Annotated in this window: 14 protein-coding genes; 6 read left to right on the forward strand and 8 right to left on the reverse strand. The window is 64.2% G+C overall.

All coding sequences use genetic code 11. The annotated features are described in order from the left end of the window. Window positions 1-79 precede the first annotated feature (79 nt). Window positions 80-1,747, reverse strand: coding sequence for a putative bifunctional diguanylate cyclase/phosphodiesterase (locus MKK04_RS25720; RefSeq protein ID WP_063912215.1), 1,668 nt, complete (start codon window positions 1,745-1,747; stop codon window positions 80-82). 254 nt (window positions 1,748-2,001) lie between these two features. Here MKK04_RS25720 and rep point away from each other — a divergent pair, with 254 nt between their 5' ends. Both rep and MKK04_RS25730 read left to right on the forward strand, forming a co-directional pair. Next, window positions 2,002-4,011: a DNA helicase Rep gene (gene rep, locus MKK04_RS25725; RefSeq protein ID WP_063912216.1), complete on the forward strand. Its 2,010-nt coding sequence runs from the start codon at window positions 2,002-2,004 to the stop codon at window positions 4,009-4,011. A gap of 65 nt (window positions 4,012-4,076) precedes the next feature. Beyond that, complete coding sequence (locus MKK04_RS25730; RefSeq protein WP_003253535.1) at window positions 4,077-4,649, forward strand: xanthine phosphoribosyltransferase; 573 nt, start codon at window positions 4,077-4,079, stop codon at window positions 4,647-4,649. A 110-nt stretch (window positions 4,650-4,759) separates the two neighbouring features. On the opposite strand, the gene MKK04_RS25735 is transcribed toward MKK04_RS25730, so the two are convergent. The 5 genes from MKK04_RS25735 to dadA form a co-directional block, all read right to left on the reverse strand. Continuing rightward, complete coding sequence (locus MKK04_RS25735; RefSeq protein WP_241106094.1) at window positions 4,760-6,622, reverse strand: acetyl-CoA hydrolase/transferase C-terminal domain-containing protein; 1,863 nt, start codon at window positions 6,620-6,622, stop codon at window positions 4,760-4,762. 180 nt (window positions 6,623-6,802) lie between these two features. Then, window positions 6,803-7,207, reverse strand: coding sequence for a c-type cytochrome (locus tag MKK04_RS25740; RefSeq protein WP_038408395.1), 405 nt, complete (start codon window positions 7,205-7,207; stop codon window positions 6,803-6,805). A 154-nt stretch (window positions 7,208-7,361) separates the two neighbouring features. Beyond that, a complete protein-coding gene (locus tag MKK04_RS25745; protein ID WP_013974777.1) occupies window positions 7,362-7,910 on the reverse strand; it encodes a cupin domain-containing protein in 549 nt (182 codons plus the stop codon). A 109-nt stretch (window positions 7,911-8,019) separates the two neighbouring features. After that, window positions 8,020-9,093, reverse strand: coding sequence for an alanine racemase (alr, locus tag MKK04_RS25750; RefSeq protein ID WP_063912218.1), 1,074 nt, complete (start codon window positions 9,091-9,093; stop codon window positions 8,020-8,022). 147 nt (window positions 9,094-9,240) lie between these two features. Further along, complete coding sequence (gene dadA / locus MKK04_RS25755) at window positions 9,241-10,545, reverse strand: D-amino acid dehydrogenase (protein ID WP_063912219.1); 1,305 nt, start codon at window positions 10,543-10,545, stop codon at window positions 9,241-9,243. 156 nt (window positions 10,546-10,701) lie between these two features. On the opposite strand from dadA, the gene dadR reads away from it, so the two are divergent. Beyond that, window positions 10,702-11,190: a transcriptional regulator DadR gene (gene dadR, locus MKK04_RS25760; protein ID WP_003258963.1), complete on the forward strand. Its 489-nt coding sequence runs from the start codon at window positions 10,702-10,704 to the stop codon at window positions 11,188-11,190. Between the two features lie 2 nt (window positions 11,191-11,192). On the opposite strand, the gene MKK04_RS25765 is transcribed toward dadR, so the two are convergent. Next, complete coding sequence (locus tag MKK04_RS25765) at window positions 11,193-11,546, reverse strand: YkgJ family cysteine cluster protein (RefSeq protein WP_241106095.1); 354 nt, start codon at window positions 11,544-11,546, stop codon at window positions 11,193-11,195. A gap of 210 nt (window positions 11,547-11,756) precedes the next feature. On the opposite strand from MKK04_RS25765, the gene MKK04_RS25770 reads away from it, so the two are divergent. Next, complete coding sequence (locus MKK04_RS25770) at window positions 11,757-13,049, forward strand: NAD(P)/FAD-dependent oxidoreductase (protein ID WP_241106096.1); 1,293 nt, start codon at window positions 11,757-11,759, stop codon at window positions 13,047-13,049. Window positions 13,050-13,193: 144 nt separating this feature from the next. On the opposite strand, the gene MKK04_RS25775 is transcribed toward MKK04_RS25770, so the two are convergent. After that, window positions 13,194-13,424: a DUF1127 domain-containing protein gene (locus MKK04_RS25775; RefSeq protein WP_063912221.1), complete on the reverse strand. Its 231-nt coding sequence runs from the start codon at window positions 13,422-13,424 to the stop codon at window positions 13,194-13,196. 178 nt (window positions 13,425-13,602) lie between these two features. Between MKK04_RS25775 and MKK04_RS25780 the strand changes: the two genes are divergently transcribed. Beyond that, a complete protein-coding gene (locus tag MKK04_RS25780; protein ID WP_207837560.1) occupies window positions 13,603-15,033 on the forward strand; it encodes an aminotransferase-like domain-containing protein in 1,431 nt (476 codons plus the stop codon). Window positions 15,034-15,093: 60 nt separating this feature from the next. Continuing rightward, window positions 15,094-16,650 carry a phospholipase D family protein gene (locus MKK04_RS25785; protein ID WP_207837562.1) on the forward strand — a complete coding sequence of 519 codons (1,557 nt, stop codon included), beginning with the start codon at window positions 15,094-15,096 and terminating at the stop codon, window positions 16,648-16,650. Window positions 16,651-16,743: the final 93 nt, after the last annotated feature.

The raw sequence follows: 16,743 nt of genomic DNA on the forward strand, positions 1-16,743 counted from the left end.
AAACCCGCTCCCACAGGGACTGCGCAGGGTCTGAATCCTGTGCAAAGCCTGTGGGAGCGGGTTCACCCGCGAAAGGGCCCTAAAGGGCTGCGCCCAACTGGCAGCCAGTCGCCTGCAGCAAGAACTCCATCAACTCCCCCACCGGCAGCGGCTTGCTGACCAGGAAGCCTTGAACCTGGTCACAGCCAAACCCGCGCAACAACGCCATTTGCTCTTCACTCTCCACCCCTTCGGCCACCACTTCGAGGTTGAGGTTGTGCGCCAGGTTGATCATGGCGTGTACCAGCTTGCGGTTCTCCTCGCGCATTTCCATTTCCGCGACAAAGCTGCGGTCCACCTTGAGCAAGGTGATCGGCAGGCTGTTCAGGTGCACGAACGAAGAAAACCCGGTACCGAAATCATCGAGCGAGAAGCGCACGCCCAGGCGCCCCAGGGCGTCCATGGTCTGGCGCACCAGCTCGTTGCGGCGCATCACCGCCGTTTCGGTCAGCTCGAACTCCAGCCAGCGGGCATCCACGCCATGCTCGAGAATCAGGCGGCTCAAGGTCGCCAGCAGCTGGCTGTCCTGGAACTGGCGGAAGCTCAGGTTGACCGCCATGTGCAGCGGCTCCAGGCCGCGCTCGCACAGCGCCTGCATGTCATGCAGGGCGCGGGAAATCACCCAGTAGCCCAGCGGCACGATCAGGCCGCTCTGCTCGGCCAGCGGCACGAACTCGCTGGGCGGCAACAGGCCGCGCTCGGCATGCCGCCAGCGCACCAGCGCCTCGAGGCCGACGATACGCCCGTCGGCCAGGTTCAACCGCGGCTGGTAATGCAGCTCCAGCTCGTCACGGCGCAGGGCGCGGCGCAGTTCGCTTTCCAGGTCGGCCAGGCTACGGGCATTGCGGTTGATGCGTTCGTTGAACACATGGAAGGTGCAACCCTGGCTGCCCTTGGCCTGGCGCATGGCGATGTGCGCGTGCCACATCAGCGGGTCGGCGCCACCCTGGGCGCGGGCATGGGCCAGGCCCAGGCTGCAGCCCAGCAGCAGGCTTTCGCCGTCGATCCAGTAGGGCTCGGCCAACGCCTCGACAATCCGCTCGGCAATCCATTCGGCACGGTTGGGGTCGCGCCGGGTGTCGATCAGCAGGGCAAACTCGTCGCTGCCCAGCCGCGCCAGCTGGTCGCCCGCCTCCAGTTGCTGCTTCAGGCGTGCCACCACCTGCAGGATCAGGCGGTCGCCGCTCTGGTGGCCGAGGGCATCGTTGACATGGCGGAAGTTGTCCAGGTCCAGATGGCCGAGGGCAAGGCCGCGGCCGTCGTTCTCGGCCAGGCGCGCGGTCAGCAAGGCCTGGAAACCCTGGCGGTTGGCGATACCGGTCAGCGGGTCCTGCTCGGCCAGACGCTGCAAGGTGGCCACCAGCACACCGCGCTCGCGCACATGGCGCAGCGAGCGGCGCAAGGTGTCGGCATTGAGCTGGTCATGCACCAGCCAGTCACTGACGGCGCTGGGCGCTACCTGGGGCTCATGGTCGAGCAGCAGGATGGTCGGCAACTCGCAGCGCCCGGGCGCCGGTTGCAGGGCCGGGGTTGCCAGCACGACAGCCTGGCGGTCCTGGTTGAACAGGCTGTCGACCGCCTCCCAGTTTGGCGCCGTCAGCAGCACGGCGCTGCCACCCAGGGCAGGCATGCACGCGCGTAGCAGCGCGGCCCATTCCGGCTCATCGGCCAACAGCAGCAAACGCAATGGTTCGACAGGCGTGGACAAGCGGGCTCCTTAGGGCTTCACGGTGCAACGGAAACTGCCAGGTATGCTACTGCATTAATGGAAATGATTTTCACTTTAATACATGTTTTTACGGGCGTAGCATCCCGACGTATTTTGTCGTGCATCCTGCGCGAAACTGCGCCAGCCGGCAAATCCCGTTTACATATTTGACTCAGACGTCAGACGGTCGCGCCACAACCACCCCATGCCTGTTAGAATGCGCGGCTATTTTCTGGCGACCCCCGGTTTCTAGCATGTCCCGACTCAATCCCCGGCAGCAAGAAGCCCGTGACTATGTCGGCGGCCCTCTTTTGGTGCTCGCCGGTGCAGGCTCGGGCAAGACCAGCGTGATCACGCGCAAGATTGCCCACCTCATCCAGAACTGCGGCATCCGTGCCCAGTACATCGTGGCGATGACCTTTACCAACAAGGCCGCACGCGAGATGAAGGAACGGGTCGGCACCCTGCTGCGTCCGGGGGAAGGCCGTGGCCTGACGGTGTGCACCTTCCACAACCTGGGCCTGAACATCATCCGCAGGGAGCACGAGCGCCTGGGCTACAAGCCGGGCTTCTCGATCTTCGACGAGTCCGACATCAAGGCGTTGCTGTCGGACATCATGCAGAAGGAATACTCCGGCGACGACGGCATCGACGAGATCAAGAACATGATCGGTGCCTGGAAGAACGACCTGATCCTGCCCGCAGAGGCCCTGGAGAAGGCGCGCAACCCGCGCGAGCAGACCGCCGCCATCGTCTACACCCACTACCAGCGCACGCTCAAGGCGTTCAACGCGGTGGATTTCGACGACCTGATCCTGCTGCCGGTCAAGCTGTTCCAGGAGCACCCCGATGTGCTGGAACGCTGGCAGAACCGCGTGCGCTACCTGCTGGTGGACGAATACCAGGACACCAACGCCAGCCAGTACCTGCTGGTGAAGATGCTGATCGGCATGCGCAACCAGTTCACCGTGGTGGGTGACGACGACCAGTCGATCTACGCCTGGCGTGGCGCCCGGCCGGAAAACCTGATGCTGCTCAAGGAGGACTACCCCTCCCTGAAAGTGGTGATGCTGGAGCAGAACTACCGCTCCACCAGCCGCATCCTGCGCTGCGCCAACGTGCTGATCGCCAACAACCCGCACGCGTTCGAGAAGCAGCTGTGGAGCGAGATGGGCGTGGGCGACGAGATCCGCGTCATCCGCTGCAAGAACGAGGAAGCCGAGGCCGAACGCGTGGCCATGGAAATCCTCACCCTGCACCTGCGCACCAACCGCCCGTACAGCGACTTTGCCATCCTCTACCGCGGCAACTACCAGGCCAAGCTGATCGAACTGAAGCTGCAGCACCACCAGGTGCCGTATCGCCTGTCGGGCGGCAACAGCTTCTTCGGCCGCCAGGAGGTCAAGGACCTGATGGCCTACCTGCGCCTGCTGGTAAACCCGGACGATGACAACGCCTACCTGCGGGTTATCAACGTGCCACGTCGGGAAATCGGCTCCACCACCCTGGAAAAGCTCGGCAACTACGCCACCGAGCGCAAGATTTCGATGTACGCCGCCAGCGAGGAACTGGGCCTCGGTGAGCACCTGGACGCCCGCTACACCGAGCGTTTGCAGCGCTTCAAGCACTGGCTGGACGGGGTGCGCCACAAGGTCGCCCTGGAAGACCCGATTGCCGCGCTGCACGAGATGATCCGCGATATCGACTACGAGAACTGGATCCGCCAGCAGACCGCCAGCGACAAGGCTGCGGAGTTTCGCATCAGCAACGTCTGGTTCCTGGTCGAAGCGCTGAAGAACACCCTCGAAAAGGACGAAGAGGGTGACATGACCATCGAGGACGCCATCGGCAAGCTGGTGCTGCGCGACATGCTCGAGCGCCAGCAGGAAGAGGAAGAGAACGCCGAAGGTGTGCAGATGATGACCCTGCATGCCTCCAAGGGCCTGGAGTTCCCCTACGTGTTCATCATGGGCATGGAAGAGGAAATTCTCCCGCACCGCTCCAGCATCGAGGCCGACACCATCGAAGAGGAACGCCGCCTGGCCTACGTGGGCATCACCCGCGCGCGCCAGACCCTGGCCTTCACCTTCGCCGCCAAGCGCAAGCAGTACGGAGAAATCATCGACTGCACGCCCAGCCGGTTCCTCGATGAACTGCCACCGGAAGACCTGGCCTGGGAAGGCCTGGACGATGCGCCGGTCGAGGTAAAGGCCGCACGGGGCAACAACGCCCTGGCCGATATCCGGGCAATGCTCAAACGCTGATCAACCATTACTCTTTAAATTTGCCGCCATTTGCGGCCACCTTTGTTACATCGAGGAATACCACAGTGGAAGCACTGCATCAGAAGATTCGCGAAGAAGGCATCGTGCTTTCCGATCAGGTTCTCAAAGTCGACGCGTTTCTCAATCACCAGATCGACCCTGCGCTGATGCAGCTGATCGGTGACGAGTTCGCCCGCCTGTTCGCGGACGCGGGCGTGACCAAGATCGTCACCATCGAAGCCTCGGGCATTGCCCCGGCGGTGATGACTGGCCTGAAGCTGGGCGTGCCGGTGATCTTCGCCCGCAAGCACCAGTCGCTGACCCTGACCGAGAACCTGCTGACCGCCTCGGTATACTCCTTCACCAAGCAGACCGAGAACACCGTGGCCATCTCGCCACGTCACCTCAACAGCAGCGACCGCGTACTGGTGATCGACGACTTCCTGGCCAACGGCAAGGCGTCGCAGGCGCTGATCTCGATCATCAAGCAAGCCGGCGCTACCGTGGCCGGCCTGGGTATCGTGATCGAGAAGTCGTTCCAGGGCGGCCGTGCCGAGCTGGACAGCCAGGGCTACCGCGTTGAATCGCTGGCCCGGGTGAAGTCGCTGGAAGGTGGTGTGGTGTCCTTCATCGAATAAGGCCGCTACGCGATCTCTGTGGGAGCGGGTTTACCCGCGAAGGCGATTTGGGATGCGCCATCGCATTCGCGGGTAAACCCGCTCCCACAGGGGACAGTATGTCCGAGCGCTTATTTTGCAGCCTGTAAGCCCGCCAGCAGCAACCGCTGGTAAAGCTCTTCCTTCAGCCCCTGCGGCTGGTCCAGCTGCATCCGCGCAAGGTGCCTCGCATAGCCCTCCGGCCCCGGCGCATCCAGCGCTGCCTTGCCCAGCTCCAGCACCTCGCTCAGCTTGAACTTGCTCTTCAGCCAGTTCAGCGCCCGCAGCAAATCCCGTTCTTCAGCCGTAAAGTCCGTGCCCAGCGGATACTCCGGGAACAACCGCAAGTGCCGCGCCCTGATCGCCTCCAGCCGCTGCGGCGTGTTGTCGGTAAAGCGCGCCTCCAGTTGAAAATCCCTGGCCAGCTTGCCGGCGTCCTTGGCCTGCTCGATCAGCCCCTGCTGGAACCGCGAATCGCATACCGCCAACAACCGCGCAATCACCTCACTGTCGGTCTGCCCACGCAGGTCGGCGATGCCGTACTCGGTCACCACGATATCGCGCAGGTGCCGGGGGATGGTGCAATGGCCATAGTTCCAGAACAGGTTCGAAGTTACCTCCCCGCCCGCCTCACGCCAGCTGCGCAGCAGCAGGATCGAACGCCCGCCCTCCAGCGCATGGCCCTGGGCGACGAAATTGTATTGCCCGCCCACGCCACTGAGTACCCGGCCATCCTCCAGCTGGTCGGCCACCCCGGCGCCAAGCAGGGTCATGCCGAACACGGTGTTGATGAAGCGCGCATCGCGGCGTTGGCGACGCTTGAGTTCCTCCTGCCCGTACAGCTCGTTGATGAAGCTGATACGCGTCATGGCAAACCGTGCGCGCTGTTCCAGCGGCATGTCGCGCAAGCGCTGGTAGAACGCCTGGGGGCCGAGGAAGAAGCCGCCATGCAGCACTGCTGCCCCCTGCTCATCCGCCGGGCGCCGCAACAGGCCGGCATCGGCCAACGCCAGCAGGCCGTTGACGAACATTTCGCTGCAGCCGTACAGGCCCTGGGCGAAGGTATCCAGGCCCCCTTCCCGTTCGATCAGCGCTTGCCACGGGCCGATATCCAGCGCGTCGAGCACGGCACGATAGCCGGCGTTGTCGCCCTGGCGCGCCAGCAGTGCAGCAGTTAGCGCGTCACCCATGGCGCCAATGCCTATCTGCAGGGTGCCGCCATCGTGTACCAGGCTGCTGGCGTGCAGGCCGATGCAATGGTCCTGGGTGTTGACCGGCATGTTCGGCGTGGAGAACAGGCGGCGTTGCTCGGCTGTATCGATCAGCAGGTCGAACGCATCGATGGGTAGCTCGGCGTCACCCGGCATGTAAGGCAGTTCGGCATGCACCTGACCGAGCATGAGGATGGTTTCGCCGGCGGCGCGACGCTTGGCGATCATCGGCAGCAGGTCGAGGGTGATGTCAGGGTTGCAGGCCAGGCTCAGGTGCACGGGCCTCTCGGGGGTGGCGGCCACCAGCTGCGCGATCAGGTTCAGGCCCTTGGCGTTGATGTCGCGCGCGGCGTGGCTGTAGTTGCTGCTGATGTAGCCCTGCTGGGCCGACACGCTGTGCAGCAGGCTGCCGGGCTGCATGAAGAACTGTTCCACGCGGATGTTCGGCGGCAGGCTGTCGTTGCGCAGGTCGGCGAGGTAGGTGAGCTCTTCGTAATCGGCGAAAACGCGCTCGACGAAGGGCTCCAGAAAGCGCCGCTGCAGGCCATCGCCCAGTGATGGGCGGCCGAGGGACAGGGCGGTGTAGATGGTCAGTTGCCGCTCGGGAAGCTCGCGTACGCGGGCATAGAGGGCGTTGACGAAGGCATTGGGCTTGCCCAGGCCCAGCGGCAGGCCCATGTGGATGTGGGCTGGCAGGCGCGACAGGACTTGCTCGACGGCCTGGTCGATGGAGCAGAGGTGCATCGGGGCCTCCTGAGACATCCATGGGTTCAGGGGTTGGACATGGGCTTTGGTGGGTTGGTTGCCTGTGCGAGTCTTGTGCTGTACCTGTGGGAGCGGCTTTAGCCGCGAAAGGGCCGGCACAGGCACCACAAAAAACAAAGCCCGCCATCAATGGCGGGCCTCATGCAATTCAGCTGTCTCTCACAGCCCGGACATCTTCTTGATCGCCCCTTTCAGGTCGTCATCCGAGCAATCCGCGCAGGTGCCTTTCGGCGGCATGGCGTTGATGCCGGTAATGGCCTTGGCCAGGATGCCATCCAGGCCGCCCTGGTGGTCGGCGCGTTCCTTCCACGCTGCGGTATCGCCAATCTTCGGCGCGCCGAGCAGGCCGGAGCCATGGCAGGCATTGCAGTGCTTGGCGATGATCTCGTCCGGCGTCTTGGCACCACCGCCACCTGCGGCAGCGGCCACTTCCATACCCTTGCACTCCTGACCCTGGACGCACACCTGGCCAACCGGCTCCAGGCGCTTGGCGATGTCATCATTGGTCGCAGCGGTTGCGCTCATTGCCCAGAGGGCGAATACGGCTGCTGGTACGGCCAGCATCTTCTTGATTTGGTTCACGCGAACACCCTCATGGTGGCTAATCACGCTCGCGGCCACGGATCGGCGAGCGTTGAAAAGTATAGCGGGAACCCAGAGGCCGTGAAACGACCCTACACGGGAAAGGGGTATTGCCGAATCAATGCACTGCGCTGGATCAAAAGTTTGAAGGCGTCGCCGCACTGATCAACCGCGCCGGCCGGTCGAACGGGTTGCGAAAGCGGTGCGGGCGGGTGCTTTCGAAGTAGTAGCTGTCGCCCTCTTCAAGGATGAAGATCTCGTTGCCGACCACCAGCTCCAGGCGGCCTTCAAGCAGGATGCCGGTTTCTTCGCCGTCGTGGGTCAGCATTTCGGCCCCCGTGTCGGCACCCGGTGGATACACCTCGGTGAGAAAGGCGATGGCACGATTGGGGTGCGACTTGCCGACCAGCTTCATGGTCACCGCACCGTCGGAGATGTCGATCAGCTCATGGGCTTTGTAGACGATCTGCGTGGGGCTTTCAGGTTCCAGCTCGACCGAGAAGAACTCGACCATGGACATGGGAATGCCGCTCAGCACCTTGCGCAGCGAGCTGATCGACGGGCTCACGCTGTTCTTCTCGATCATCGAGATGGTGCTGTTGGTCACGCCGGCACGCTTGGCGAGTTCACGCTGGGACAGGCCCTTGAGCTTGCGGATGGCTTGCAGTCGTTCGCCGACGTCCAAAGCTGGAGCCTCCTGAAACGGTGGAAAAGGGGGTGGATGTGAACGATATCATGGCAATGCCGTTCAGTATTTACAACACACCGCCCTTCAACCTGTCCGCTTCAGCGTGTCATTCGCCGATGTAGTCCCGCGGTACCCGCTTGAGGTTGCAGAAAATCTGGTAGGGAATGGTACCCGCGTGCGCGGCCACTTCGCTGGCCAGCACATGCTTGCCCCACAGTTCGACCGGGCTGCCGACGGTGGCTTCCGGCACATCGGTCAGGTCGATGCTGAGCATGTCCATCGACACCCGGCCGATCAGTTGGGTGCGCTTGCCGGCGACCAGCACCGGAGTACCGTTGGGCGCCTGCCGCGGGTAGCCATCGGCATAGCCCATGGCGACCACGCCAACGCGAGTTGGCCGTGGGCTGACGAACTTGGCGCCATAACCCACCGGTTCGCCGGCGGGCAGTTCGCGCACGCTGATCACCCGCGATTGCAGGGTCATCACCGGCTGCAGGCGTTCGGCCTCGGCCTGGGCCACTTCGAACGGTGTGGCACCGTACAGCATCAGGCCCGGGCGCACCCAGTCGCTGGGGGCCTGCGGCCAGCCCAGCACGCCTGGCGAGTTGCGCAGGCTGCACTCGGCGGCCAGGCCTTGGCGGGCGGCTTCGAACACGGCGATCTGCTGGGCGGTGGCGTCGGCATCCAGCTCGTCGGCGCGGGCGAAGTGGCTCATCAGCACGATGCGCACGACCTTGCCGCTGGCCAGCAGGCGCTGGTAGGCCTCGTGGTAGTCCTTGGGGTGCAGGCCGACACGGTGCATGCCGCTGTCGAGCTTGAGCCAGACGGTGAGCGGCTTGTGCACCTGGGTCTTTTCGATTGCTTCCAGCTGCCACAGCGAGTGCACCACGCACCACAGGTCGTGCTCGGCAATCAGGGCCAGTTCGCTGGCTTCGAAGAAACCTTCGAGTAGCAGTACCGGGGCCTTGATACCGGCGGCACGCAGCTCCAGCGCTTCTTCGATGCAGGCCACGGCAAAGCCGTCGGCTTCGGCCTCCAGGGCCAGGGCACAGCGCACGGCACCGTGGCCGTAGGCGTCAGCCTTGATCACGGCGAGGGCTTTGGCACCGGTCAGTTCACGGGCCAGACGGTAGTTGTGGCGCAGGGCCTGGAGGTCGATCAGGGCGCGGGCGGGACGCATGGCGGCATGCCTTATGGTGGTTCGGGTTGAAATCGGTTTTGGGTCTTTCGCGGCTGAAGCCGCTCCCACAGGGGACCACACAATGTCCGGGAACATACGATCCCTGTGGGAGCGGCTTTAGCCGCGAAGAGGCCGGTACAGGCAGACTTACTGCTGGTGAGCCGGCGCAGTCTGCCCGTGCTTGGCCACTTCCGGGCTGTTGCCATAACGGGAAATGTCCAGGCCTTCGGCACTGATCTGCGGCTTCTTGCGCGCAATCAGGTCGGCCAGCAGGCGACCGGAGCCACACGCCATGGTCCAGCCCAAAGTGCCGTGACCGGTGTTCAGGAACAGGTTGCGGAACGCCGTGGCACCGACGATCGGGGTACCGTCCGGGGTCGCCGGGCGCAGGCCGGTCCAGAAGCTTGCCTGGCTCAGGTCACCGCCGCGAGGATAAAGGTCGTTGACGATCATCTCCAGCGTTTCGCGCCGACGCGGGTTCAGCGACAGGTCAAAACCGGCGATTTCAGCCATGCCGCCGACGCGGATGCGGTTGTCGAAACGGGTGATCGCTACCTTGTAGGTCTCGTCGAGAATGGTCGAGGTCGGGGCCATGTCGCCGTTGGTGATCGGCACGGTCAGCGAGTACCCCTTCAGCGGGTACACCGGGGCCTTGATTCCCAGCGGCTTGAGCATCTGCGGCGAGTAGCTGCCCAGTGCCAGCACGTAACGGTCGGCGGTTTCCAGCTTGCCGTCGATCCACACACCATTGATGCGGTCACCCGCGAAGTCCAGGCGCTGGATGTCCTGGCCGAAGCGGAACTCCACGCCCAGCTTCACGGCCATTTCGGCAAGCTTGGTAGTGAACAGCTGGCAGTCGCCAGTCTGGTCGTTGGGCAGGCGCAGGGCGCCGGCCAGGATGTCCTTGACGCCAGCCAGGGCCGGTTCGACGCGGGCAATGCCGTCGCGGTCGAGCAGCTCGTAAGGCACGCCGGACTGTTCCAGCACGGCAATGTCCTTGGCCGCGGCATCTACCTGGGCTTGGGTGCGGAACAGCTGGGTAGTTCCCAGGCTGCGGTTTTCGTAGGCAATACCGGTTTCGGCGCGCAGCTCGTCGAGGCAGTCACGGCTGTACTCGGACAGGCGCACCATGCGCTCCTTGTTCACCGCGTAACGGCTGGCGGTGCAGTTGCGCAGCATCTGTGCCATCCACAGGTACTGGTCAACGTCGCCGGTGAGCTTGATGGCCAGGGGCGCGTGGCGCTCCAGCAGCCACTTGATGGCCTTCAGCGGCACGCCAGGGGCGGCCCAGGGCGAGGCATAGCCGGGCGAGATCTGGCCGGCGTTGGCAAAGCTGGTTTCCATGGCCACCGCCGGCTGGCGATCGACCACCGTTACTTCGAAACCTTGCCGGGCCAGATAGTAGGCACTGGCGGTTCCGATCACACCGCTACCAAGTACCAGAACTCGCATCGTTTTATCCCTCGCACGCGGCGCGCCGCAGACTTTTATTGAAATGGCATGAATGCGCGCAGTATAGGAATTTGAGGGCAGTGCAATTCACTATATAAAAGCCTATTATTGGCGAGAATTCTCGGCAAAATCGCCTTTCACGGAGGGGCATCCCCTATGAGAACCCAGCACCAGAGCAAGCGTGAACTGGACAAGATCGACCGTAACATCCTGCGTATCCTGCAGAACGACGGGCGTATTTCCTTCACCGAACTGGGCGAGAAAGTCGGGCTTTCCACTACCCCTTGCACCGAGCGCGTCCGCCGCCTGGAGCGCGAGGGCATCATCATGGGCTACAACGCCCGCCTGAACCCGCAGCACCTCAAGGGCAGCCTGCTGGTGTTCGTGGAAATCAGCCTGGACTACAAGTCCGGCGACACCTTCGAAGAGTTCCGCCGTGCGGTGCTGAAGCTGCCCCACGTACTGGAATGCCACCTGGTTTCAGGTGACTTCGACTACCTGGTGAAAGCGCGTATTTCCGAGATGGCCTCGTATCGCAAGCTGCTCGGCGACATCCTGCTGAAGCTGCCGCATGTGCGCGAATCGAAGAGCTACATCGTGATGGAAGAGGTGAAGGAGAGCCTTTGCCTGCCGATCCCGGACTGATGCTAGACCAGCACCTGGCGGGTGGTGGCAATGAACTGGTGGACCAACTGCTCGGCGGCGGGGTCGATCATCTGTTCAGGGCCACGACCGCGCGGGCACGCCAGCCGCGGCGTGGTGCCGAACAGGCGGCAGATCATTGGCCGCTCCTCGTACACGGTGCAGCCGTTGGGGCCCAGGTGCACACAGTCCAGGCGCTCCAGGGCGGCATCCTGCTCGGCCTGGGACTTGCGCGGCAGGCGGGCCATTTCTTCCGCCGACGTGGTGACCGGGCCGCAGCAATCGTGGCAGCCGGGTTCGCACTCGAATGAAGGGATGAGTTCGCGCAGGAAGTGGATCTTGTGGCTGTTGCAGGACATGGCTGGGTACAAAGCTAAATAGATAAGTTCGATTATAGGCCCATTCGCGGGTAAACCCGCTCCCACAGGATTGTGGATGCACCAGGCATTGCGCTGTCCCTGTGGGAGCGGGTTTACCCGAGAACGAGTGCGCAGCCCTCGTCTTGTTGCCCACCACCCTACCCCGGCTTATCCTCCTCCCCTCAGCCCACCAGCCTCAGGACCTGCCCAATGATCCACAGCGCGCAGCACGCTGCCTCCTATTACGCCGCCAGCAGCGCGCCACACCCTGACCATTCCTTCCTGCAAGGCGAGCACTGCGCCGACGTGTGTATCGTCGGCGGCGGCTACTCGGGCCTGAACACGGCCATCGAACTGGCCGAACGCGGCTTCTCGGTCATCCTGCTGGAAGCCCGCAAGCTCGGTTGGGGCGCCAGCGGGCGCAATGGTGGGCAGCTGATCCGTGGCGTCGGCCACGGTCTGGAACAATTCCTCCCGGTGATCGGCGAGGAAGGCGTGCGCAGCATGAAGCTGATGGGCCTGGAAGCCGTGCAGATCGTCCGCGAGCGGGTCGAAAAGCATGCCATTGCCTGTGACCTGACCTGGGGTTACTGCGACCTGGCCAACAAGCCCGCCGAGCTGCTGGGCTTTGCCGAAGATGCCGAAGAACTGCGCAGCCTGGGCTACGCCCATGAATTGCGCCTGGTGGGCAAGGACGATATCCACAGCGTGGTCGGCGCTGACTGCTACGTGGGCGGGCTGGTCGACATGGGCTCCGGCCACCTGCACCCGCTCAACCTGGCCCTGGGCGAAGCGGCCGTGGCCAGCCGCCTGGGCGTGAAGCTGTTCGAGCAGTCCGAGGTCACCCGCATCGACTACGGCCCGCAGGTGCAGGTGCACACCGCCCAGGGCCGGGTGCGCGCCAAGACCCTGGTGCTGTGCTGCAACGCCTACCACAACAACCTGAACCGCGAGCTGGGCGGCAAGGTATTGCCGGCGGGCAGCTACATCATCGCCACCGAGCCGCTGGGCGAAGAGCGCGCTCGCTCGCTGCTACCGCAGAACATGGCAGTGTGTGACCAGCGGGTGGCACTGGACTATTACCGGCTATCCGCCGACAACCGCTTGCTGTTCGGCGGTGCCTGCCACTATTCAGGCCGCGATCCGAAGGACATCGCCGCCTACATGCGGCCGAAAATGCTCAAGGTGTTCCCGCAACTGGCCGATGTGCGCATCGACTACCAGTGGGGCGGCATGATCGGCATCGGCGCCAACCGCCTGCCGCAGGTTGGCCGCCTGGCCAGCCAGCCGAACGTGTATTACGCCCAGGCCTACTCCGGCCATGGGCTCAACGCCACCCACCTGGCCGCACGCCTGCTGGGCGAGGCCATCAGCGGCCAGGAAAGCGGGCGGTTCGACCTGTTTGCCAAGGTGCCGCACATCACCTTCCCCGGCGGCAAGCACCTGCGCTCACCGCTGCTGGCGTTGGGGATGCTGTGGCATCGCCTGAAAGAGCTGGTCTGAAAGCTGCACACTGCCCCTTGTGGGAGCGGCCTTGTGTCGCGAAAGGGCTGCGAAGCAGCCCCGGCAATTCATGCAGTGATGCAAATATCCTGGGGCCGCTGTGCGGCCCTTTCGCGACACAAGGCCGCTCCCACAAAGATCGCATCAGTCCTTCCAGAAGGGCTTACGCCCCTCGGTCAGGGCCTGCTCCCAGCTCAGCCCGACATCGCGCAACTCGTCATCGGTCAACTGCAGCAGCGCCCTGCGGGTATGCCAGCGATGCAGCATCAGCCCCCAACGCCCCAACCCTTCCGGCGCGTTGAACACCTTGGCTTGCTGCCCGGCTTCCAGCTCCTTGGCCAACAGTTGCAAGCGCACATCGCTCATGCCACCCATCACCGCATCCTCTCGTTCAGTCGATACCGTGGAGAAAGCATGCGCGTCGGCAGCACCGGCAATACAGATCCAATACAGCCTTATTATTCCCATACAGAATTGGCCGTCGGCCGACTGAATGCTGTATTTTCACCGCAACTGTACCGGTCGCTATGCCAAAGCAACGCAGGAGTATGCCGTGACCCTTTACCTGAACCTCGCCGAACTGCTTGGCGCCCGTATCGAACAGGGCCTGTACCGTCCCGGCCAGCGCCTGCCGTCGGTACGCGCTCTGAGCGTGGAGCACGGGGTCAGCCTGAGCACCGTGCAGCAGGCCTACCGCATGCTGGAAGACAGCGGCATGGTCTCGCCCCGGCCCAAATCCGGCTACTTCGTCAACGACCACCGCCACCTGCCGGCCCTGCCCGCCGTCAGCCGCCCGGCCCAGCGCCCAGTGGACATTTCGCAATGGGAGCAGGTGCTGGAACTGGTGCGCAGCACCCCACGCCAGGGCGTGATCCAGCTCGGCCGCGGCATGCCCGACATCGACAGCCCCACCCTCAAGCCACTGCTGCGCAGCCTCGCCCAGCTGAGCCGGCGGCAGGACATGCCCGGCCTGTACTACGACAACATCCACGGCAACCTGGCCCTGCGCGAACAGGTGGCCCGGCTGATGCTCGACTCCGGCTGCCGCCTGGGCCCGGCGGACCTGGTGATAACCACCGGCTGCCATGAGGCGCTGTCATGCAGCATCCGCGCGGTGTGCGAGCCGGGCGATATCGTCGCGGTCGACTCCCCCAGCTTCCACGGCGCCATGCAGACTCTCAAAGGCCTGGGCATGAAAGCCCTGGAAATCCCCACCGACCCGGTCACCGGTATCAGCCTGGAGGCGTTGGAACTGGCCTTGGAGCAGTGGCCGATCAAGCTCATCCAGATCACCCCCAGCTGCAACAACCCGCTCGGCTATATCATGCCCGAGGCCCGCAAGAAGGCCCTGCTGAGCCTGGCCCAGCGCTACGACGTGGCCATCCTGGAAGATGATGTCTACGGCGACCTGGCCTACACCTACCCGCGCCCGCGCACCCTCAAGTCGTTCGACGACGATGGCCGCGTGCTGCTCTGCAGCTCATTCTCCAAGACCCTCGCCCCCGGCCTGCGGATAGGCTGGGTGGCGCCCGGGCGTTATCTGGAGCGGGTGCTGCACATGAAGTACATCAGCACCGGCAGCACGGCCAGCCAGCCGCAGTTGGCCATTGCCGACTTCATCGCCGGCGGGCACTACCAGCCCCACGTGCGGCGCATGCGCAGCCAGTACCAGCGTAGCCGCGACCTGATGAGTGACTGGGTGACCCGCTATTTCCCGGCGGGCACCCGGATCAGCCGGCCCCAGGGCGGCTTCATGCTTTGGGTAGAACTACCGGAAAATTTCGATACGCTGCGCCTGAACCGGGCTTTACTGGAGCAGGACGTGCAGGTTGCCGTGGGCAGCATCTTCTCGGCCTCGGGCAAGTTCCGCCACTGCCTGCGCATGAACTTCGCCGCGCGGCCGACACCGCAGATCGAAGCCGCCGTGCGCAAGGTTGGTGAAACCGCCCTTCGTCTACTGGATGAAGAAAGCGCCGGCACGTAACTTTGCGCCGCCCACCACGGTCCAACCCCTTAAGCCTTAGCTGCACAGGACGATCCACCCTTGAGACTCCAGCGAGCCCTGCCTCTGCTGCTGGTGCTGCTGCTCGGCCTTGCCGGCTGTGCCAGCGTCGGCACGCCCCGCGAAACCAGCCAGGCGCTGCCCGCCAACGACTCAGCCTTCGGCCGCTCGGTACTGCGCCAGGCCGCGCCCTACGGCGGCCGCTCGGGCTTTCGCCTGCTGCCCAACAGCAACGAGGCATTCCGCGCCCGCGCCGAACTGATCCGCAACGCCCAGGCGAGCATCGACCTGCAGTACTACATCGTCCACGATGGCCTCAGCACCCGCGCCCTGGTGCATGAACTGCTGCGCGCCGCCGACCGTGGCGTGCGTGTGCGCATCCTGCTCGACGACACCACCAGCGACGGCCTGGACGTCATCATGGGCACCCTCGATGCCCACCCGAACATCCAGATCCGCGTATTCAACCCGCTGCACCTGGGCCGCAGCACCGGCGTGACGCGCGCCGTGGGCCGCCTGTTCAACCTGTCGCGCCAGCACCGGCGCATGCACAACAAGCTGTTCCTGGTGGACAACAGCATGGCCATCGTCGGCGGGCGCAACCTGGGCGATGAGTATTTCGATGCCGAGCCCAACCTCAACTTCACCGACATCGACTTGCTGGGCGTCGGCCCGGTGGCCGAACAGCTCGGCCACGGTTTCGATCAATACTGGAACAGCGCCCTGAGCCGGCCGATTACCGACTTCCTCTGGCATGACCCGGATGCCGGTGACCTGCGCGCCAGCCGCCACCGCCTGGAAGTGTCGCTGGCCGAGGCCAGGACCCAGCGCAAAGCCCTGTATGACCGCTTGATGGCCTACCAGTCGCAGCCGCGCCTGGATGTGTGGCGCAACGAGCTGATCTGGGCCCATGCCCAGGCGCTGTGGGATGCGCCGAGTAAAGTGCTGGCCGATGACGAACCAGACCCGCAACTGCTGCTGACCCAGCAACTGGCCCCTGACTTGAGCAAGGTGCAACACGAGCTGATCCTGGTATCGGCGTACTTCGTGCCCGGCGAATCCGGCCTGCTGTACCTGACCCACAGCGCCGACGCGGGCATCTCGATCAAGCTGCTGACCAACTCGCTGGAAGCCACCGACGTGCCGGCCGTGCATGGCGGCTATGCGCCGTATCGGCGGGCGCTGCTGGAGCACGGCGTGCAGTTGTACGAGCTGCGCCGCCAGCCCGGCGACCCTAGCGCCCGGCACCGGGTGAGCTTCCATGGCAGCTCGGACTCGAGCCTGCACAGCAAGGCGATCGTGTTCGACCGGCGCAAGACCTTCATCGGCTCGTTCAACTTCGACCCGCGTTCGGTGTTGTGGAACACCGAAGTCGGGGTGCTGGTGGACAGCCCGGAACTGGCCGAGTACACCCGCGCGCTGGCGGTACAGGGCATGGCCCCGGCATTGAGCTACCAGCCGACGCTGGTGGGTAACCAGATAGTGTGGGTGACCGAGGAAAACGGCAGGCGGCGCATGCTGACATCCGAACCGGGTGGGATGTGGCGACGGTTCAATGCCTGGATCAGCAAGGCGGTTGGCCTGGAGAAGATGTTGTAGCGGCGATTGCTGGGGGCGCTCTGCACCCCTTTCGCGACACAAGGCCGCTCCCACAAAGGTGCAGCGTACGCCGATCAAATGTGGGAGCGGCCT

The sequence above is a fragment of the Pseudomonas sp. LS.1a genome (assembly GCF_022533585.1).
Lineage (GTDB): Bacteria > Pseudomonadota > Gammaproteobacteria > Pseudomonadales > Pseudomonadaceae > Aquipseudomonas.